Source organism: Mesorhizobium sp. M0028 (assembly GCF_040323855.1).
Taxonomy (GTDB): Bacteria; Pseudomonadota; Alphaproteobacteria; order Rhizobiales; family Rhizobiaceae; genus Mesorhizobium.
Genome location: NZ_JAMYVG010000002.1, coordinates 41,167 through 59,713, shown reverse-complemented (window position 1 = coordinate 59,713; position 18,547 = coordinate 41,167). Strand labels below are relative to the sequence as shown.

Annotated in this window: 23 protein-coding genes; 15 read left to right on the top strand and 8 right to left on the bottom strand. The window is 62.7% G+C overall.

Annotated elements, in window-relative coordinates:
* Nucleotides 1-47 precede the first annotated feature (47 nt).
* On the top strand, nucleotides 48-410 hold the full coding sequence (locus NKJ93_RS05260; protein WP_023721897.1) for a YkvA family protein: 363 nt from the start codon (nucleotides 48-50) through the stop codon (nucleotides 408-410).
* 45 nt (nucleotides 411-455) lie between these two features.
* Here NKJ93_RS05260 and NKJ93_RS05255 read toward each other — a convergent pair whose 3' ends face one another.
* A complete protein-coding gene (locus NKJ93_RS05255; protein ID WP_352494034.1) occupies nucleotides 456-1,064 on the bottom strand; it encodes a methyltransferase family protein in 609 nt (202 codons plus the stop codon).
* 362 nt (nucleotides 1,065-1,426) lie between these two features.
* Here NKJ93_RS05255 and NKJ93_RS05250 point away from each other — a divergent pair, with 362 nt between their 5' ends.
* From NKJ93_RS05250 to NKJ93_RS05240, 3 genes are all read left to right on the top strand, one after another.
* Nucleotides 1,427-1,933, top strand: coding sequence for an invasion associated locus B family protein (locus NKJ93_RS05250; RefSeq protein WP_023721899.1), 507 nt, complete (start codon nucleotides 1,427-1,429; stop codon nucleotides 1,931-1,933).
* 314 nt (nucleotides 1,934-2,247) lie between these two features.
* Entirely contained in the window at nucleotides 2,248-3,477 is a 1,230-nt protein-coding gene (gene rlmN, locus NKJ93_RS05245; RefSeq protein WP_352588001.1) for a dual-specificity RNA methyltransferase RlmN, read from the top strand.
* Nucleotides 3,474-3,953, top strand: a complete 480-nt coding sequence (locus tag NKJ93_RS05240; RefSeq protein ID WP_023721901.1) for a hypothetical protein — start codon at nucleotides 3,474-3,476, stop codon at nucleotides 3,951-3,953. The genes rlmN and NKJ93_RS05240 overlap by 4 nt, the downstream gene beginning before the upstream one ends.
* Here the strand turns inward: NKJ93_RS05240 and NKJ93_RS05235 are convergent.
* The gene (locus NKJ93_RS05235) at nucleotides 3,925-4,566 is read right to left on the bottom strand and encodes a LysE family translocator (RefSeq protein ID WP_023721902.1); all 642 of its coding nucleotides are present in this window, start codon (nucleotides 4,564-4,566) and stop codon (nucleotides 3,925-3,927) included. The two genes, NKJ93_RS05240 and NKJ93_RS05235, sit on opposite strands and share 29 nt — an antisense overlap.
* A gap of 178 nt (nucleotides 4,567-4,744) precedes the next feature.
* Here NKJ93_RS05235 and NKJ93_RS05230 point away from each other — a divergent pair, with 178 nt between their 5' ends.
* From NKJ93_RS05230 to NKJ93_RS05220, 3 genes are all read left to right on the top strand, one after another.
* The gene (locus NKJ93_RS05230) at nucleotides 4,745-5,968 is read left to right on the top strand and encodes an argininosuccinate synthase (RefSeq protein ID WP_352481074.1); all 1,224 of its coding nucleotides are present in this window, start codon (nucleotides 4,745-4,747) and stop codon (nucleotides 5,966-5,968) included.
* 147 nt (nucleotides 5,969-6,115) lie between these two features.
* Nucleotides 6,116-6,415: a hypothetical protein gene (locus tag NKJ93_RS05225; RefSeq protein WP_352481075.1), complete on the top strand. Its 300-nt coding sequence runs from the start codon at nucleotides 6,116-6,118 to the stop codon at nucleotides 6,413-6,415.
* Between the two features lie 46 nt (nucleotides 6,416-6,461).
* On the top strand, nucleotides 6,462-6,956 hold the full coding sequence (locus NKJ93_RS05220) for a hypothetical protein (RefSeq protein ID WP_352495991.1): 495 nt from the start codon (nucleotides 6,462-6,464) through the stop codon (nucleotides 6,954-6,956).
* Nucleotides 6,957-7,014: 58 nt separating this feature from the next.
* Here NKJ93_RS05220 and NKJ93_RS05215 read toward each other — a convergent pair whose 3' ends face one another.
* On the bottom strand, nucleotides 7,015-7,815 hold the full coding sequence (locus NKJ93_RS05215) for a lytic murein transglycosylase (protein ID WP_023721906.1): 801 nt from the start codon (nucleotides 7,813-7,815) through the stop codon (nucleotides 7,015-7,017).
* A gap of 185 nt (nucleotides 7,816-8,000) precedes the next feature.
* On the opposite strand from NKJ93_RS05215, the gene NKJ93_RS05210 reads away from it, so the two are divergent.
* From NKJ93_RS05210 to rpsP, 7 genes are all read left to right on the top strand, one after another.
* Complete coding sequence (locus NKJ93_RS05210; RefSeq protein WP_352495992.1) at nucleotides 8,001-9,248, top strand: flavin monoamine oxidase family protein; 1,248 nt, start codon at nucleotides 8,001-8,003, stop codon at nucleotides 9,246-9,248.
* Between the two features lie 90 nt (nucleotides 9,249-9,338).
* Nucleotides 9,339-10,436, top strand: coding sequence for a zinc-binding metallopeptidase family protein (locus tag NKJ93_RS05205; RefSeq protein WP_352481078.1), 1,098 nt, complete (start codon nucleotides 9,339-9,341; stop codon nucleotides 10,434-10,436).
* Between the two features lie 63 nt (nucleotides 10,437-10,499).
* Complete coding sequence (locus NKJ93_RS05200; RefSeq protein WP_023721909.1) at nucleotides 10,500-11,102, top strand: DUF1236 domain-containing protein; 603 nt, start codon at nucleotides 10,500-10,502, stop codon at nucleotides 11,100-11,102.
* Nucleotides 11,103-11,249: 147 nt separating this feature from the next.
* Nucleotides 11,250-12,218 (top strand): CPBP family intramembrane glutamic endopeptidase, encoded by a 969-nt coding sequence (locus tag NKJ93_RS05195; RefSeq protein WP_023721910.1) that lies wholly within the window; start codon nucleotides 11,250-11,252, stop codon nucleotides 12,216-12,218.
* 312 nt (nucleotides 12,219-12,530) lie between these two features.
* Nucleotides 12,531-14,141: a signal recognition particle protein gene (ffh, locus tag NKJ93_RS05190; RefSeq protein ID WP_352481079.1), complete on the top strand. Its 1,611-nt coding sequence runs from the start codon at nucleotides 12,531-12,533 to the stop codon at nucleotides 14,139-14,141.
* Between the two features lie 7 nt (nucleotides 14,142-14,148).
* Nucleotides 14,149-14,475, top strand: a complete 327-nt coding sequence (locus NKJ93_RS05185) for a chorismate mutase (protein WP_023721912.1) — start codon at nucleotides 14,149-14,151, stop codon at nucleotides 14,473-14,475.
* Between the two features lie 51 nt (nucleotides 14,476-14,526).
* Nucleotides 14,527-14,928 carry a 30S ribosomal protein S16 gene (gene rpsP / locus NKJ93_RS05180; protein WP_023721913.1) on the top strand — a complete coding sequence of 134 codons (402 nt, stop codon included), beginning with the start codon at nucleotides 14,527-14,529 and terminating at the stop codon, nucleotides 14,926-14,928.
* A 93-nt stretch (nucleotides 14,929-15,021) separates the two neighbouring features.
* Here the strand turns inward: rpsP and NKJ93_RS05175 are convergent, their stop codons facing one another.
* Both NKJ93_RS05175 and NKJ93_RS05170 read right to left on the bottom strand, forming a co-directional pair.
* Nucleotides 15,022-15,285, bottom strand: coding sequence for a YMGG-like glycine zipper-containing protein (locus NKJ93_RS05175; protein WP_023680734.1), 264 nt, complete (start codon nucleotides 15,283-15,285; stop codon nucleotides 15,022-15,024).
* 192 nt (nucleotides 15,286-15,477) lie between these two features.
* A complete protein-coding gene (locus tag NKJ93_RS05170; protein WP_023721914.1) occupies nucleotides 15,478-15,888 on the bottom strand; it encodes a DoxX family protein in 411 nt (136 codons plus the stop codon).
* Between the two features lie 297 nt (nucleotides 15,889-16,185).
* On the opposite strand from NKJ93_RS05170, the gene NKJ93_RS05165 reads away from it, so the two are divergent.
* Nucleotides 16,186-16,593: an ACT domain-containing protein gene (locus tag NKJ93_RS05165; RefSeq protein ID WP_352481080.1), complete on the top strand. Its 408-nt coding sequence runs from the start codon at nucleotides 16,186-16,188 to the stop codon at nucleotides 16,591-16,593.
* Between the two features lie 3 nt (nucleotides 16,594-16,596).
* Here the strand turns inward: NKJ93_RS05165 and NKJ93_RS05160 are convergent, their stop codons facing one another.
* From NKJ93_RS05160 to NKJ93_RS05150, 3 genes are all read right to left on the bottom strand, one after another.
* Complete coding sequence (locus NKJ93_RS05160; RefSeq protein WP_352516117.1) at nucleotides 16,597-16,980, bottom strand: GNAT family N-acetyltransferase; 384 nt, start codon at nucleotides 16,978-16,980, stop codon at nucleotides 16,597-16,599.
* Between the two features lie 159 nt (nucleotides 16,981-17,139).
* Nucleotides 17,140-18,174 (bottom strand): aspartate-semialdehyde dehydrogenase, encoded by a 1,035-nt coding sequence (locus tag NKJ93_RS05155; RefSeq protein WP_023721916.1) that lies wholly within the window; start codon nucleotides 18,172-18,174, stop codon nucleotides 17,140-17,142.
* A 103-nt stretch (nucleotides 18,175-18,277) separates the two neighbouring features.
* Complete coding sequence (locus tag NKJ93_RS05150) at nucleotides 18,278-18,427, bottom strand: hypothetical protein (protein WP_023721917.1); 150 nt, start codon at nucleotides 18,425-18,427, stop codon at nucleotides 18,278-18,280.
* Between the last annotated feature and the right edge of the window lie 120 nt (nucleotides 18,428-18,547).

The following is an 18,547-nucleotide window of genomic DNA, read 5'->3' as shown; positions in this document are numbered from 1 at the left end:
CCTCGCGGTCACGCGTGAAGTCACACGACGGCGGCAAGGAGAGGTTGATGGCGCAAAAATCCGGTTTTGATTTCTTCGGCCTCGGCAGCAAGCTGGGCAATGAGAGCGAAGTGCGCGAAAAGTTCTGGCGTACGGCGAAGAAGGCTGCCCGGCAGATCCCGTTCATGGAGGAGGTGGTCGCCGCCTATTACTGCGCCATGGACAAGAAGACGCCGCTGCGCGCCAAGGGCACATTGCTGGCTGCGCTCGGCTATTTCGTGCTGCCGACGGACGTCATCCCCGATTTCATCTTTGGGCTTGGCTTCACCGACGACATCGCTGTGCTGACCGCGGCGATCACAACCGTCAGCGCCCACATCACGCCGGCGCACCGGCTCGCCGCCAGGCAGGCCATCGCCGACAAGAGCTGAGCCGGTACGGCGCAAAAAATCGCGCGGGAACCGACTTTCCGGCCGTCAAAGCCACCGCCGCACCCGCGTCTTGTAGGCGCGATAGGCGTCTCCGAACTTACGCTCGAGATAACGCTCTTCCGGCGCGATGACGCCCGTATTGATCACCCACAGCAAGGGAATGACGAGCGCGATACCCCAAAGACTTCCGGCCGCGACACCGAGGCCCAGATAGATAAGGGTCGCTCCCAGATAGAACGGATTTCTGGTCCACCGATAGATACCGTCGACGACCAGCGCCGTCGTTGGCAAGGTCGGTGGTATGTTGGTTCCAGCGGCCTGAAAGCGGCCCGCCGCCATAAAGATGAGCACCAAGCCGCACACCGCGAGCACGGCGCCGGCCAGATAGCGGGCGAGGGCCTGCCCGGCCATGACCGGGAGCGGCGCGAGCACCTCGAGCACGGTTGCCGCCGCCAGGAAGCCGAGGAAGATCAAAGGCGGCAGCGCAATGACCCCCGCCACGTCGGGCGCGCCCGGTCCGCCCGCCACCTCTCCGCCATCCGACCGGGGCACCGCGCCGCTGGCCACCGCGCGGACGGCGACACGAATGCCGAACACGATCGCCAGGACGACTGTGCCGCCCGCCAGGATCAGAACTGTCTCGGAAATGGCCATGGCCAAATCTCCCGTAAGCCGCCAAGGAGGGCACCCTGGCCGAGTGCCGTGGAGCCGAACGCAGACATATACCGCCTGGCGGGAAATTCGTCACGTAGCTCTCAGAAAAGCGAGAATCGCTGCAAGACCTAGCTGCTTGAAAAGTCAAACTCTTGCCGTTTTCGTGGCCTCCAAGTCGCGGCAGGGACATTGCGCCAGCCGCTTTTTCAAGCGGCAGCGCGAAGACGGCGGCGGTTTCCTGGCGTGAACATCCTTTTCTCAGGGGAAATTCACCGTTTGGTAACCCAGATTAAATCAAAATGAAGCGACGGGCAGGACGCCGAGCCGGCCTGCCGCCGCACCAGTGGAATACGGGAAAAGCGATGCGCGGATTGATTGCTATAGTTTCCAGCCTGGCCCTGGTGGCCTTGACGGCGCCCGCGCTGGCGCAGTCGGCAACCAAGATCGGCCAGCACAATGCCTGGGGCACCTACAGCTACCAGGCGTCGGGCGGCGGCAAGGTCTGCTATGTCCTGACCGTGCCAACCGACAAGCAGCCGCCGACGCTCGATCATGGCGACATGTTCTTCTTCGTCAGCCAGCGGCCGGGGCAGCAAGTGTCCTACGAGCCGCAATTCATCGCCGGCTATACCTTCCAGGAAGGTTCCAAGGCCACCGTCACCATCGACAAGAAGTCTTTTTCGATGTTCACGCGCGGCAAGTCGGCCTGGGTCGAGAACGCCGCCGAGGAGCCGGTGCTGATCGCCGCGATGAAGACCGGCACCGACATGAAGGTGTCAGCCAAGTCCGGCCGCGGCAATACCACCACCTACGTCTTCTCGCTGAAGGGCATCTCGGCGGCGCTGGCCTCGATCGCCAAGTGCAAGTAAAGTCCTCGTCCGGGACGTTCACGACCTAACACAGCGACGTAAAGAACCAGTGTTCGTGCGGTCTTGCCTTCTCTCCTGTGGGAGAAGGTGGATTGGCGCGCAGCGCCAAGACGGTTGGGGGGTGCTGGACGGAGTGCAGGGGATGCCAAGCTGGAACACCCCTCATCCGACCGAGCTTCGCTCGGCCACCTTCTCCCACAAGGGGAGAAGGAAGAACCCCCTGCATGACTCCGCCATCAACCTGTGCTATGCGCCGCGCTTCATTTCGGGCACGATGCTGTAATCGGCCGCAAATCGCTTATATTGGCGCAACAATGACCCTTTCATTCGATCTTACCGCCGAAGGCGCGCGTGACGCGTTGCGCACCCGCACGCCTGAAAAGCCGTCGCTGATCGGCTTGACGCGCGCCGAACTCGGGGCCGCCCTCGTCGCCGCCGGCATCGTGCCGGAGCGCCAGGCGAAGATGCGCGCCCAGCAGCTCTGGCACTGGATCTATGTGCGCGGCGTTTCCGATTTTGCCGGCATGTTCAACATCTCCAAGGATTTGCGCGCCGCACTGGACAGGCATTTCACCGTTGCCAGGCCCGAGATCGTCGAGGAGCAGATTTCCTCCGACGGCACGCGCAAATGGCTGTTCCGCTTTCCGCCGCGCGGCGCCGGCCGGCCGGTCGAGATCGAGACCGTCTACATTCCCGAAGAAGGCCGCGGCACGCTCTGCATCTCCTCGCAGGTCGGCTGCACCCTGACCTGCTCCTTCTGCCACACCGGCACGCAAAAGCTGGTGCGCAACCTGACGGCGGAAGAAATCCTCGCCCAGCTTTTGACAGCTCGCGACCGGCTCGGCGATTTCCCCGACCGCGACACGCCCGACGGCGCCATCGTGCCGGCCGAGGGCCGGAAAGTGTCCAACGTCGTCATGATGGGCATGGGTGAGCCGCTCTACAATTTCGAGGCGGTGAAGAAGGCGCTGCTGATTGCATCCGACGGCGACGGGCTTTCCCTGTCGAAGAGGCGCATCACGCTGTCGACCTCGGGCGTCGTGCCCGAAATCTTCCGCACCGGCGAAGAGATCGGCGTCATGCTGGCAATCTCGCTGCACGCTACCAATGACGATCTGCGTGACCTTTTGGTACCGATCAACAAGAAGTATCCGCTCAACGAGCTGATCGCTGCCTGCCGTGCCTATCCCGGCCTGTCCAACGCCAAGCGCATCACCTTCGAATATGTGATGCTAAAGGACGTCAATGATTCCATCGAGGACGCCAAGGCGCTGATCAAGCTGCTCAAGGGCATCCCGGCCAAGATCAATCTGATCCCGTTCAATCCGTGGCCGGGCACCAACTACCAGTGCTCGCACTGGGAGACGATCGAGAAATTCGCCGACTACATCAACAATGCCGGCTATGCCTCGCCGATCCGCACGCCGCGCGGCCGCGACATCCTCGCCGCCTGCGGCCAGCTCAAATCGGACTCCGAGCGCATGCGCAAAGTCGACCGGCTGGCGCTGGAAGCGATGATGATCGCAGGGCACGGCGAGGCGTGAATCGCGTCGTCGCCTATCTGATCCGCTTCGCCGTCATCCTGATCGGTTATGGCGTCGCCTCGCTGGCGGCCAGCGCATTTCTCAATATCATGTTTCTGGCGTCCCTGGGCTACACGCCGGAGCAGGCACCGCCGGCGGCGACGGCTTCCCTCTATTTTTCCGTCCCCTTCGTCGCGCTGTTCGTCGCCTATTTCGCTTTCATGCCGGCGGCGATCGCCATCCTGGTTTCCGAAATCCTCGGCCGGCGCGACTGGCTGTTCTATGCACTGGCGGGCGCGGCGGTGGCGGCGGTCTTCCTCGGCTTCGTCCACCAGACGAACGACGCCAATTTCGAGGTTACCAACACAAGCGTCATGCTGGCGGTGATCGGCTGCGGCATGGTCGGCGGTATTTTCTACTGGCTGAGCGCCGGCCGCTCGGCTGGGAGCTGGCGTCAAATCGGACGCCCTATTTCGCCTGGGCCGTCAGGATCTTGAGCGCGAAGGCCGAAAAAACTCCGGCAAACAGATAGTCGACGACGCGCGTCACGCGCGGGCTGGCTTTCATCGCCGCCGAGAATTTTTCCGCCGCCAGCACCATCGGCGCTGTCACCGGGACCGACAGCACGACGAACATCGCGCCGAGGAAGAACAGCTTTCCCGGCGCATTGGGATCATGCGCGGAGACGAATTGCGGCAGGAAGGTCATGAAGAACAGGATGATCTTCGGATTGAGCAGATTGACGCCGAGCCCCGCCGCCCAGCTGCGAACCAGCGATATCTGCGGCCCGCTCTTCTTCTCCGGTGAAAACGCCGACCCTTTTGTGATCGCCTGCCAGGCCAGGAAGACCAGATAGCCGGCGCCGAAAATCTTCAGCACGAAGAACGCCATCGGCGAGGCGACGATCAGCGCCGAGACGCCGACCACCACCAACGTGGTGTGGATCAGCGTGCCGCACAGCGCGCCGGCCATCGAGGCGAAGCCGGTGGCGCGGCCCTGGCTCAGCGTGCGCGACACGAACAGCGTCATGTCCGGCCCAGGCGTAATCGCCAGGATCACCGTCGCGATGGCGAATTGGATAAGCGTAGCGTTGTCGGGAATGAAGGACATTGGCGGCCTCGGACAAGAAGGCGCAGCCTATAGCGCAGGCGCCTCGCCGACGCCAGCATCTCGCCGCCACGGCGTCTGGTCCAGCGCTTGCGGCTCCCAGGCGCCTGTTCCTCCCTTGCGCAGCCCCGAAACGCCGTGATACCTCGCCCGCAAGAATCCTGTCGCGGAACCGCCCACCATGTCGAAAGCAAAAGCCGTCAAGAAAGTCGTGCTCGCCTATTCTGGCGGCCTTGACACCTCGATCATCCTGAAATGGCTGCAGACCGAGCTCGGCGCCGAGGTCGTGACCTTCACCGCCGATCTAGGCCAGGGTGGCGAACTGGAGCCGGCTAGGCGCAAGGCCGAGATGATGGGCATCAAGGATATTCGCATCGTCGATGTCCGCGAGGAGTTCGTATCCGATTTCGTCTTTCCGATGTTCCGCGCCAACGCTGTCTATGAAGGCACCTATCTGCTCGGCACCTCGATCGCCCGGCCACTGATCTCGAAACATCTTGTCGAGATCGCCAGGGAGACCGGCGCCGATGCGATCGCCCATGGCGCCACCGGCAAGGGCAACGATCAGGTGCGTTTCGAACTCTCGGCCTATGCGCTCAACCCCGACATCAAGGTCATCGCGCCCTGGCGCGACTGGTCGTTCAAGTCGCGCACCGATCTGATCAATTTCGCCGAGCAGCACCAGATTCCGGTGCCGAAGGACAAGAAGGGCGATGCGCCGTTCTCGGTCGACGCCAACCTGCTGCATTCCTCCTCCGAGGGCAAGGTGCTGGAAGACCCGTGGAGCGAGCCGCCGGAATTCGTCCACCAGCGCACCATCTCGCCGATGGATGCGCCGGATGAGGTCACAGAGATCGAAATCGAATTCCTCAAGGGCGATCCCGTCGCGCTCAACGGCAAGAAACTGTCGCCGGCAACGATGCTGGCGGCGCTGAACGATCTCGGCCGCGACAATGGCATCGGCCGGCTCGATCTGGTCGAGAACCGTTTCGTCGGCATGAAATCGCGCGGCGTCTACGAGACCCCCGGCGGCACCATCCTGATATCGGCCCACCGGGCGATCGAATCGATCACGCTGGACCGCGGTGCCGCCCATCTCAAGGACGAGTTCATGCCGCGTTATGCCGAGCTGATCTATAACGGCTTCTGGTTCGCGCCCGAGCGGCTGATGCTGCAGGCGATGATCGACAACAGCCAGGAAGACGTCGAAGGCATCGTGCGGCTGAAGCTCTACAAGGGCAACGTCATTGTCACCGGCCGCAAGTCGAGGAAGACGCTCTATTCCGACGCGCTGGTCACCTTCGAGGACGACCGCGGCGCCTACGACCAGAAAGATGCCGAAGGTTTCATCCGCCTCAATGCGCTGAGGCTGCGCACGCTGGCGGCGCGTGGTCGTAAAGGCTAAGTATATATTCATGAAAATCCTGCTTAGCCTGGATCCATACTCTTAGTGAGCTAATGTAGTTGTTTCTAATGACAGCTGCAGAGCTTTTCTTGCTTGACCTCATGGCCGGATTGTCCAATTGTTTTTTTGGGCAATGGGGCTGTAATAATGCGACTTGGTCTTTTGATTTTGACGGCGATGATCGGCATTCTGGCGGGCTGCCAGACCGGACAGGACATCACGAAGAAGGATCCCCAGGCGGGATGCATCGCCGCTGTCGCTACATGGACCATTACGTTCAAACATGAGATCGCAGCCTTCATGGGCGTTTCTCAGGAACGCATGCCGAGCCTCTTCTGCCGGCGCTTGGGCGATGCGGTGCGCAGCGGCCGAATTGGCTTCTCCGACATAAACAGCCTTCAGCTCGACCAATCCACCGACATCTGGAAGGTCATCAAAGGCAAGTGACAGGTCGGCGATGGTTAGTTTGCGACGCGCCACGCGACTTCCGCTGATGTTGCTGGCGGGCCTGGCAGCAGCCGGAGCGGAGGAATTCGATCCCACCTCGCTCGACCTCGCCGCGCTGATTGAATGCAGGGCCGACGTGCCGGCCTATAACGGATTCGCCTTGTGGCTGAGCGGTGAGCCCGGCGCGGCGGAAAAACTTGGCTGGAAGGAAGTCACCGCCGGCAATCCTTTCCTCAGGCAATACGAGCTGCCGGCCACGGTCGGCGTCTTCGGGCGCGAAACGGCGGCCGTCGTCCTTACCGCGACCGGGCCGATGGCGGTGTTTGACGATGTTTCCGCGCCCGATCTCGCTCGAGCGCTCGGCGTCACAGCGCAAATCTCGACACCGGACAAATTCCTTGGCGAGAAGGTGCTCGTCGAAAGCAGCGAGGAAGCCGACGGCATGACATTTTCCACGCACATTGCGCTCAATGTCTCAACCGTTAATTCACATCCCGGCAAGGTTCTCGCCGGCTGCTCCTACGCGCTCGACGTGAAATAGAAAGCCCGGCGCATGGCCGGGCTTTCTGTCGAATCATTCTATCGAATAGAGATTTCTGTCAGTCGGCATCGATGGCTGTGGCCATGCGGGCGATGGCCTGTTGATAGACGCTAGCGGAATTCCAGCCAGCGATTGCGCCCATATTCGCCTGCGCGCTCGCTCCGGCCCGCCAACCATGGCCCTTGAGGAAGTTGGCCGTGGAAGCCAACGCAGTGCTCTTGTCGCGCAGATTTTTGTTGCCGACGCCATACGTCAAAACATTTCCGGGCAGGAACTGCGTGTGGCCGATCTCGCCATGTGCGGCACCGACCGACGAGGCGCTCAACGCTCCGCGATCGACCAGCTTCAGGGCTGCAATGGCATGGGGATAGAAGAACTCCGGACGGCGGCAATCATAGGCGAGCGTTAAAATGGCAGAGACCGTATTCTGGTTGCCCATGGCGGAACCGAAGCCCGTCTCCATACCCCAGATGGCGATCAACACACCCGGCGACACGCCGTAATTCCGTTCGATCTTGTCGAACAGCGCCGCATTGGCCTTCTTCAGCGCACGGCCCCTGGCAATGATCGCGGACGCGCCACGGCGCTTCATGAAAGCTTCGACCGAGCCGCTGAAAGCCTTATGGATGGCGCGGTCGACGGAGATCGTCTTTGTCGCGTAGGTTGCGCGAGCCAGAGCGGCCAGACCCTTCGAGCCGACACCGTCGGCCTTGGCCTCCGCGGCAAACTCCGGTTTCCACGCCTCGAAGCCGGCGCCGTTTTTGCCACAACTGGCCGCCGCCTGCGCGCCCGTCGCCAGCGCAAGCACCGCCACCACCGTGGCCACTACAAACATCTTCCCCTTGGCAAGAAATGCCATGCTGCTCTCCTGGTTGCCTGAATCACGTTCCCAATTGCGAATTTGCCAGCGAAACACCTGCTTGTCACTGTCCCGGCGCTGCGCCGATGCACTCAATACAGCAGGAACTTCAAATCCACCACACTGGCGGATGCCCGGGAATTTGCCTACGATCAAGTAATTATTGTGGCGGGGACAGAATAAGCATGAAAGACGTTGATGTCGTGATCGTCGGCGCCGGTTCGGCCGGACTTTCGGCTGCCAAGACCCTGCGCGCCGCCGGTTTTTCCTTCAAATTGTTAGAAGCGATGAACCGCGTCGGCGGCCGCGCCTGGACCAGCGACCAGCATTTCGGCGTGCCGTTCGACATCGGCTGCGCCTGGCTGCATGCGGCAGACCGCAATCCCTACTTTCCCGAGGCGAAAGCCGCCGCCTGGACGCTTCATCACCACGACATGAATGTCGATCATCTCTACTACCGCGAGCGAAAGGCAAGCGAAGCCGAAGAGGCCGCGATGAAGGTGGCCGACGCAAGACTGCTCGAACTGGTGGCGGCACGTCAGGTGAGGGAAGGCGACGATGACCGCCTTTCGGCATTGCTCGCCAAAGGCCACGCGCCGCGCGCCGCCGCAACCTTCGCGGGGCCGATGGATTTCGGCGCCGACGAGGACGAGATATCGATCCGCGACTTTCAGGCCGCCGCCGATCTCGATCCGAACTATTTCACCAGGGAAGGCTTCGGCACGCTGGTTGCGCGCTTCGGCGCCGACGTGCCGGTGGAGCTGTCGACGCCGGTGCGCAAGATCCTCTGGGATGGGCCGGGCGTAGCCTGCGTCACGGATCGCGGTACCATCCGCGCCAAGGCTGTCATCGTCACCGCCTCGCCGGCAGTGCTCGCCTTCGAGGAGATTGCGTTCTCGCCCGCACTCCCCGATGGGCATTTCGCTGCCTTCTTCGATCTGCCGATGGGCATGCTGACCAAGCTGCCGGTCGAAATATCCGGCACGAGGCTTGGCTTGGAGCCGTTCGACGATTTGCTGATCGAGCGGCTGGCCCGGCACGACATCTACTTCCTCTGCTTTCCCTTCGACTTCGATTTGATGGTCGGTTTCGTCGGCGGCGATTTCGCTTGGGAGATGTCGGCGGCGGGCGAGGCGGCCGGCATCGACTTCGTCGTCGACCGGCTCTGCGGCATCTTTGGCGGCGACGTACGAAAGCATGTCGGACGCGCAATGATGACCAATTGGGGCGCTGAGCGGTTTGTGCGCGGCGCCTATGCGGCGGCGCGGCCCGGCCGCTCGCAAGCGCGCGCCACGCTGATGCAGCCGGTGGCGGAAAAGATCTTCTTCGCCGGCGAGCATTTGGCCGGTCCGCTGATGCAGACCTGCGGCGGCGCCAGATTGTCGGGCGAGGCAGTGGCCAGGGAGGTCGTGGCCCAGCTTGCGGCAAAATAGCATCGGCCGGCAGGAACGTGGGCCGGTGACAGGCGTTTGGCCTTGTCCTGTTCGCCTCGTCCTCCGCATTTCGAATGATTTGAGACGCCAATGAAGCTTTTCGACTGCCCGCATTGCGGCCACCGTCTCTATTTCGAGAACGCGCAATGCCTGAACTGCGCCAGCCTCGTGCTCTATGATCCCGAGCATGCGCGTTTTGTGCTGTCCGGCATCGACGACATCTTCCAATGCACCAACGCCGACGAATGCGCCTGCAACTGGATGGCGGAGCCTGGCCACGCCTTCTGCCGCGCCTGCACGCTGAACCAGCTGATCCCGGATCTGTCGGTCGACGGCAATCGCCGCCGCTGGATCCGTGTCGAGGCGGCAAAGAAGCGTGCCGTCTATTCGCTGCTCGCCTTCGGCCTGCCGGTCGCATCCAAGCAGAATCCCGGCGACGAGATCGGCCTCGCTTTCGATTTTCTTGCCGATCCTATCGGTGGCGGTCCCGGTGGCGAGCGTATCCTGACCGGCCATGACAACGGCCTGATCACGCTCAACGTCGCCGAGGCGGACTCGGCTGAGCGCGAGCGGCGGCGCGTCGAGATGGGCGAGAACTACCGCACGCTGCTCGGCCATTTCCGCCATGAGCTCGGCCATTACTATTGGGACCGCCTGATCCGTGACGATCCGCAAAAGCTTGCCGGTTTTCGCGCTTTGTTCGGCGACGAACGCGCCGGCTACGAACAAGCGCTGAAGACCTATTACGCCGATGGCGCGCCGCCCGACTGGCAGCAGCGCCATATCTCGGCCTATGCGACGTCGCACCCGTGGGAGGACTGGGCCGAGACATGGGCGCATCACATGCACATCACCGACACGCTGGAGATGGTGCATGCGCTGAATTTCCCGCTCGGCCGGCTGGAGACCGTCGAAGCCAACGAGCTGCCGCGCGCCGATACCGGCGGCGAGCTGCAGCCGGCACCATCGGAACCCGCCACCAGGCCGGAGCCTTTCGAAAAGATCCTCGACCGCTGGCTGGTGCTGTCGGAAGCTTCCAACTCGATCAACCGCTGCATGGGCCTGCCCGATCTGTATCCCTTCGTAATCTCCGACGTGGCGGCGCAAAAGCTTGCTTTTGTTCACGAGCTTTTGACTGACCTGCCGAAAACTATTGGAACAAATCGTGAGCCGGCGGAGGCTTTTTAGCCGGAACGCATGCCGCTTTGCTTCGTTTTCGGTCCCGAGGGACTGTGAAACGGAGAGAAAACCATGAAACGCATATTGTTTCCGGCGGTGGCCGGAGCGCTCATAGCGATGTCGGGCTCTGCTTTGGCCGAAACCGCCGTCTCGGCCATCACCGATCTCAATGTACGCGCCGGCCCCGGCCCGCAATATCCGGTCATCGGGGTACTCGCGGCCGGCCAGTCGGCGACGCTCGACGGCTGCATCGCCAACAGCAAATGGTGCACCATCGCCGAGGCCAACGGCCAGGGCTGGGTCTATTCCGACTATGTGACGGCCGATTTCGGCGGCAGCCGTGTGGTCCTGACACAGCGTCCGGCCGGCGCCGACATTGCCGTCGTGACACCGCCTGCCGATAGCGCCGAATATTCCGACAGCTATACCGGAGCGATCGTTGCCGGCGAGGCGATCGAGCCCATCCGGCGGCCGCCGGCGGAAATCCGCACCTATGTCGAAACGAACCGGCTCGATCCGGTCTATCTCGAAGGCGAGGTGGTTACCGGCGCGATGTTGCCCGACACCGTCGAGCTGCGCGAGATACCCGATTATGATTATCGCTACGTCTATGTGAACGGCCAGCCGGCGCTGGTCGATCCGAGCAGCCGGCGTATCGTGTACGTCGTGCGCTGACGCGCAAAACAGGGCGGTCGCCCTGTAATGGCGGCCGCTCACACCCCGACATTGCCACAAGCCGGCATTGCCGCTGCAATACCGGTTTCCACTTTTGCGTCCGATGCTCTAGATCATGCGAGCCGAAGCACCAGCCAGCGAGCCCGCGTGACGATCGACCCGACCGCCTTCCAACAGTACCGGCACACCGCCAACGAGAAGACCACTTTGCCGCGCCTTCTGCTTGGAACGGTCGTCGTCATCCTGTTCTGGCTCGGAATCACTGCCGCCGTGCTGTTCGGCGGCACCTATGCCTTTGCCGTTTGGCAGGCGTCGTCTGGCACCGCCCCGCCAGGTGGAGGAGCGGTGCAGGATTTCATGGCCTCTCCAGCGGGCATCCTCGCGGCGCTGGCTTCGTTTGCCGGAATCTGGCTCGGCCTTTGGGCTGCCATGCGCTGGATCCATCGCGAGAAGCTGACGGCCCTGATCGGCGTCAGCCGGCGCATTTCATGGTCGGGGTTCCTGAAAGGGCTGGCCGCCGTGCTGATCACCTCGCTGCTTTCCGAGATCCTGCTTTACGGCCTGCAGCCCGATATTGCGCGCGGTACGATCGGCCTGTCCTCGTGGCTTTTGTTCCTGATCCCGATCGCTGCGCTGACCTTTCTGCAGACCTCGTCGGAGGAGATGCTGTTTCGCGGTTATCTGCTCAGGGGCCTGGCGAGCCGGTTCCAGAACCCTTTCATCTGGGCGCTGCTGCCGGGATTGCTGTTCACCTCGCTACATTGGAGCCCAGGCTCGAGCGCCGCGATCAATGCCTGCGTGCTGGCCTCGATCGCCGCCTTTGCGCTGCTGCTGACGCTTCTGGTCTATGCAACCGGCAATCTCGGTGCCGGCTTCGGCGCCCATCTCGGCAACAATCTGACCGGCTTCCTGCTGATTTCGCACCAGCAAAGCTATAATTCCTTCGCCCTGTTCAACGCCAAGCCGCTCGAAGCCGCCGGCTGGACGACTTCAGACGCCGTCCTCATCGCCGCGATCGGCATCGTCAGCAGCCTGTTGACCGTTCTGCTGCTTTTGCATCCGCGCTCCCCGCTGAAGGTCGAGCCGGATATGGCGCGCGCCAGCAGCGTGCGCTGATGCGCCTTGCCTGGTTGTCCTGAGCATATTTGGCGCAAAGCCTGACCAAAGCTTGACTCCGCGGCCGATTTCCTGTCTACACGCCGCGAAATTCCGCGACGAGTATTCCTCCGAGCAAACCGACCGGGACGCCGAAACCTCTTTGAGGTGAAGTGCTGTAAATCGATCCCGGAGGCCAACACCCGGCAGCGCTGTGCGCCCCCGGGTGCTTTTTGGCTTTGGGCTTTTGCCCGGACCGGCTTTTGCTTGGACAGCTGGCGCGAACGCATTACCTCTCGGGCATCATCCGGGTGCCAGGGAAAAGGAAAAAGAATGTTTGAATCGCTACAGGAACGTCTTGGTTCGATCCTGAACGGCCTCACCGGCCGCGGCGCCTTGTCGGAGGCGGATGTCTCGGCGGCGCTGCGCGAGGTGCGCCGCGCGCTGCTCGAGGCCGACGTGGCGCTGGAAGTGGTGCGTTCCTTCACCGACAAGGTGCGCGAGAAGGCCGTCGGCGCCGCCGTGGTCAAGTCGATCAAGCCCGGCCAGATGGTCGTCAAGATCGTCCATGACGAGCTGGTCGAGATGCTCGGCGCCGAGGGCGTCGCCATCGACCTCAATGCGCCGGCTCCGGTCGTCATCATGATGGTCGGCCTGCAAGGTTCCGGCAAGACGACGACCTCGGCCAAGATCGCCAAGCGGTTGGCCGAGCGCCAGAACAAGAAGGTCTTGATGGCCTCGCTCGACACGCGGCGTCCCGCCGCGCAAGAGCAGCTCCGTCAGCTCGGCGAGCAGGTCAAGGTCGCGACGCTGCCGATCGTCGCCGGCCAGACGCCAGTCGACATCGCCCGCCGCGCCGTGCAGGCGGCAAAGCTCGGCGGCCATGACATCGTCATCCTCGACACCGCCGGCCGTACGCACATCGACGAGCCGTTGATGGTCGAGATGGCCGACATCAAGAAGGTGTCGTCGCCGCACGAGATCCTGCTGGTTGCCGATTCGCTGACCGGCCAGGACGCCGTCAATCTGGCGAAAAGCTTCGATGAGCGTGTTGGCATCACCGGCCTCGTGCTGACCCGCATGGACGGCGACGGTCGCGGTGGCGCAGCACTCTCGATGCGCGCCGTCACCGGCAAGCCGATCAAGCTGATCGGCATCGGCGAAAAAATGGACGCGCTGGAGGAATTCCACCCCAAGCGCATCGCCGACCGCATCCTCGGCATGGGCGACATCGTCAGCCTCGTCGAAAAGGCAGCCGAGAACATCGACGCCGAGCAGGCGGCGGCGATGGCCAAGAAGATGCAGTCGGGCAAGTTCGACCTGAACGACCTCGCCGGCCAGCTTCAGCAAATGTCGAAAATGGGTGGCATGGGCGGCATCATGGGCATGATGCCGGGCATGGGCAAGATGAAGGACCAGATGGCCGCCGCCGGTCTCGACGACAAGATGTTCGGCCGCCAGCTCGCCATCATCTCGTCGATGACCAAGGCCGAGCGCGCCAATCCCGATATTCTGAAGCACTCGCGCAAGAAGCGCATCGCCGCCGGCTCGGGCACCGACGCGGCCGAAATCAACAAGCTGTTGAAGATGCATCGCGGCATGGCCGACATGATGAAGGCGATGGGCGGCAAGGGCAAAGGTAGCGGCCTGATGCGCGGCATGATGGGCGGCCTCGCTTCCAAGATGGGGCTCGGCGGCATGATGCCCGGCATGGGCGGCCAAGGCGGCATGATGGGCGGCGGCATGCCCGATCTGTCCAAGATGGACCCCAAGCAGCTCGAGGCCTTGCAGAAGCAGGCACAGGCGGCCGGGCTCGGCGGCATGAAGGGCCTGCCCGGCGGCTTTCCCGCTGGCGGTGGCCTGCCTGGCTTGCCCGGCGGCATGAAGCTCCCTGGTTTGCCGGGATCCGGCGGCGGGCTGCCTGGCCTCGGCAAGAAGAAATGAGGGCGCCATGAACGAAGAAAAGGACATGGCTGACGCGCGCGCGGCGCTGGTCAATTATCGCGCCTCGATCGACAACATCGACGCGGCGCTGATCCACATGCTGGCCGAGCGCTTCCGCTGCACCAAGGCGGTCGGCGTGCTGAAGGCGGAGCATGGCCTGCCGCCTGCCGATCCGGCACGCGAGCAGCAGCAGATCGCCCGTCTTCGCCAACTGGCGAAGGACGCCCATCTCGACCCGGATTTCGCGGAAAAATTCCTGAACTTCGTCGTCCGCGAAGTGATCCGCCATCACGAGCAGATCGCCGCATCCAACGGCATAACGAAAACCGGCTGAGGACCAGCCACCAACCGATCAACCAAATCAGAGCTTTTTAGGAGAAAAGAAATGCCACTGAAAATCCGACTGGCCCGTGCGGGCTCGAAGAAGCGTCCCTATTACCACGTCGTCGTCGCCGATGCCCGTTCGCCGCGCGACGGCCGTTTCATCGAGTCGCTTGGCTCGTGGAACCCGCTGCTGCCCAAGGACGGCGAACGCGTCAAGGTTGACGCCGAGCGCGTCAAGCATTGGCTGTCGCACGGCGCCCAGCCGACCGACCGCGTGCTGCGCTTCCTCGACGAGGCCGGCCTCGCCAAGCGCGAAGCCCGCGCCAACCCGAAGAAGGCCGAGCCCGGCAAGAAGGCGCAAGAGCGCGCAGCCCTGCTGAAGAAGGCGCAGGAGGAAGCTGCAGCCGCTGTTGCCGCCGCTTCCGCCGCGCCGGCCGAGGCGGAAGCCGCCAGCGCCGAATAAGTCATCGATTGCCCTTCACAAAACGGCTGACCAGTCACAAAACGGCGGGCCTTTGCCCGCCGTTTTGCTGTCCATCCGTATGATGCGGCCCGATCAATAGCCTTCCGGGCAACTCGCAACGTAGACACGGCCATTGCGATCGCGATAACGGCACTGGCCGCTTTCGCTGGCACGGCCGATCAGCGCACCGGCCAAGGCGCCGGCCGCACCGCCGATCACCGCGCCCTTGGTCGGGTTGCCGGCCACTGCGGCGCCGACCGCCGCACCGCCCAGGCCACCAACGGCCGCGCCTTGCTCAGTACGGGAGCAGGCACCGAGCGGCACCAGCAGGGCCATCAAGATCATCACCTTTTTCATTGTCGTTCCTCTCCAACAGGGTGCCGTCCTCGCCGCTGCGCCCCCTAACTCGCAACCAGCCAATTTGATCCAAAGAAGAAGATCGGCAGCAGACCGGGCGGCGCTCGATTTGATCCAAAGAGAAGAAAGGCGGCGGCAGACAGCGCCCTCTCTGGCGGCGTGGCCGCCATCGAACGGCTTTGGAAGTCGCTGCTATTGGCTGAACGGGATCAGCGCGCGCACCCTTGGATCGCGCAGATACAGGCCGCCCCAGAGGATGGCGCCAAGGTAGACGCCGAACAGCATATGCGAGAACAAAGGGCTGCCGATACGCACATGCGTGGCGATGGCGCCGCCGAGATAGGCGGTGAGCAGGATGGCGCCGAGCACCGAGGTGCGCGGCAGTACATAAAGTGCTGTCGAGACCAATCCAATGATGCCGAGCATGCGCGAGACATTGGCATCGGCTGGCCAGCCGAGCTGCACCATGGTCTGGGTGACGATTTCGAGCGGCGGTAGCTTGATGACGCCGTCGAAGATCATGAACAGCACGATGACGGCGCTGAGCACGCGACCGGCCCAGAGGGCGCGCGGTGAGACGGATGCTGCCTGAGACTTGGTCATTGATGTTCCCTCCGGTCGTTGCGAGCACTGGCTTTTCTGCCAGCTCGAACCAAGGACGCGTCCCATGACGGCCATCCGACATGCCTCCAGTGCTTTTTCACTCCGGGGACGGCGACCTTGGATGTGCAAGTTCAGCCAGCAACCAACCTGGCCAAGTCCACCTTGCGAGGTGAGGTGGAGGGCGTTATTGGAAATCCGTAAGGGTATCTCCCGAGCGCTCGACGGCAGCAGCCGCCTAATCGCACAACGAAAGTAAGCGACGGCAGCAGCCGCCTAATCGCACAACGAAAGTAAGCGATGGCCGGAGAGACCGACCTGAAAAAGTTGCTGGCGGCAATGACGCCGGAGTTGCTTGCCGGCGTTCATGTCTTCACCACGTTGCCACCTGATGCGGCCGTTCCCGACCAGCTCGATCCGGTAATGCTGTTTCGCGAGCACGAGGGCATGACGCTGATCGTGCTTGAAGACCAGGCCAAGACCGCTGGCCTGAAAACCGTGTTCCGCTGCCGGATGCTGACGCTGAACGTCCATTCGTCGCTGGAAGCGGTCGGCTTCCTCGCCGCCATCACCGCGCGGCTGGCCACCGCCGGCATCGGCGTCAATCCGGTCTCGGCCTTCTACCACGATCACCTGTTCGTGCCCGCCGACCGGGCGGAGGAGGCGCTGGATGTTTTGCAGAAACTCGCTGCGGACGCCGCACGATAAGGATCAATGCCTTCGGACGTACAAAATGTCGGGCAATCGCTCTTCATTGTTCGTGCCGTTGCCCAAAGCTTCCGCGCGAAAGCCATGGCGCTCGTAGAAGCGCCGAGCGCCTGAGTTCGACTGAAAGCAATGCAATTTCACAACCGGCAAATTCGCGGTTGCTTGTGTCAGCAGCCGGGCGCCGATGCCTTGGCCAGTCCAGGCAGGATCCAGATAGAGCTGCTCGACCCATTCTCCTGCAACGGCGACAAAGCCAACAATGGCCGCGTCGATTTCGGCGACCGTCACGTGCTGCTGCGCCAGCACGGTGCCGCTGATGAAGGCCATATCCTCATCCGGTGTATGCAGGACCGGCATCCAGTCGAACGACGAAAGCGCTGCGCGCATGATCCTGGCAATTGCGCCTGCGTCCGACCCGTTAGCCGGACGCAGCGCGATTTTAGTCGCAATGCTCATCTCACAAGCCTGCGACCGCGGGCCGCCGGCCGTCCGGCGCCCCCGCGGAGGGCCAGCCGCGAAGCGGCGATGCGGCCCGTGAGCGAGAAGTTATGCCGCCTTCTTCTTTGGCTGGATCAGCCCGCGCTCGACCAGCAGCTCCGCGATCTGAACCGCGTTGAGTGCCGCGCCTTTGCGCAGATTGTCGGAGACGATCCACATCGACAGGCCGTTGTCGATGGTCGAATCCTCGCGGATGCGCGAGATGAAGGTGGCGTCCTCGCCAGCCGATTCCAGCGGCGTGATGTAGCCGCCGTCCTCGCGCTTGTCGATGACCTGGCAGCCCGGCGCCTCGCGCAGGATCTCGCGCGCCTCATCGGCGGTGATCGGCTTCTCGAACTCGATGTTGACCGCTTCCGAATGGCCGATGAACACCGGCACCCGCACGCAGGTCGCCGTCAGCTTGATCTTGGGATCGAGCATCTTCTTGGTCTCGGCCACCATCTTCCATTCTTCCTTGGTGAAGCCGTCGTCGAGGAAGACGTCGATATGCGGGATGACGTTGAAGGCGATGCGCTTGGTGAACTTCTTGACGTCGACGGAATCGGCGACGAACACCGCCCGCGTCTGCGTGAACAGTTCGTCCATGCCTTCCTTACCGGCGCCGGAGACCGACTGGTAGGTGGCGACGACGACGCGCTTTATGGTGGCGAAGTCATGCAGCGGCTTCAGCGCCACGACCAGCTGCGCCGTCGAGCAGTTCGGGTTGGCAATGATGTTCTTGCGTGTGAACAGCGAAATCGCATCCGGGTTCACTTCGGGAACGATCAGCGGCACGTCCTGGTCGTAGCGGAAGGCCGATGAATTATCGATGACGACGCAGCCCTGCTTGCCGATCTTCGGCGACCATTCCTTGGAGACGTTGCCGCCGGCCGACATGATGCAGATGTCGGTGTCGGAAAAATCATATTGGTCGAGCGTCCGGACCTTCAGCGTGCGGTCGCCGAACGACACTTCCGTGCCCTGGCTGCGCCGCGAGGCCAGCGCCACCACCTCACTCACCGGAAAGCCGCGCTCTTCCAGTATGTTGAGCATTTCTCGGCCCACATTGCCCGTGGCGCCGACGATCGCAACCTTGAAACTCATCGAAATCTCCTGTCCCTCTCCGCTCGGTTTCTGGAGAAACCCGCCGGCCAATGCGGGTTTCACCCCGGGCCGGACCCGGGAGAGGGTGGTTAGGCCAAGGGAATCAGACCGTTTTGGTGGTCGTTTTACCGGTTTTTTTGACCAAGAACGTGGTTTTGCTGGAACGGAAAGGCGCACCGAGACGTCCGGCCCAATGGTTCGCATTGGGGCCGGGGATGTCGAAGGCAAGAAGCGCCATCAAAAGGCCGCGCATCGAAAACTATCCCGTTCGGTGCCGGCTTTTACGCGGTTTGCGTAAGGAGTCAATCGCAACCAGGCGGATCGCCCGCCCTGTACAACGAGGGCGGCACGAAGTACGAACGGGCATCGTTTG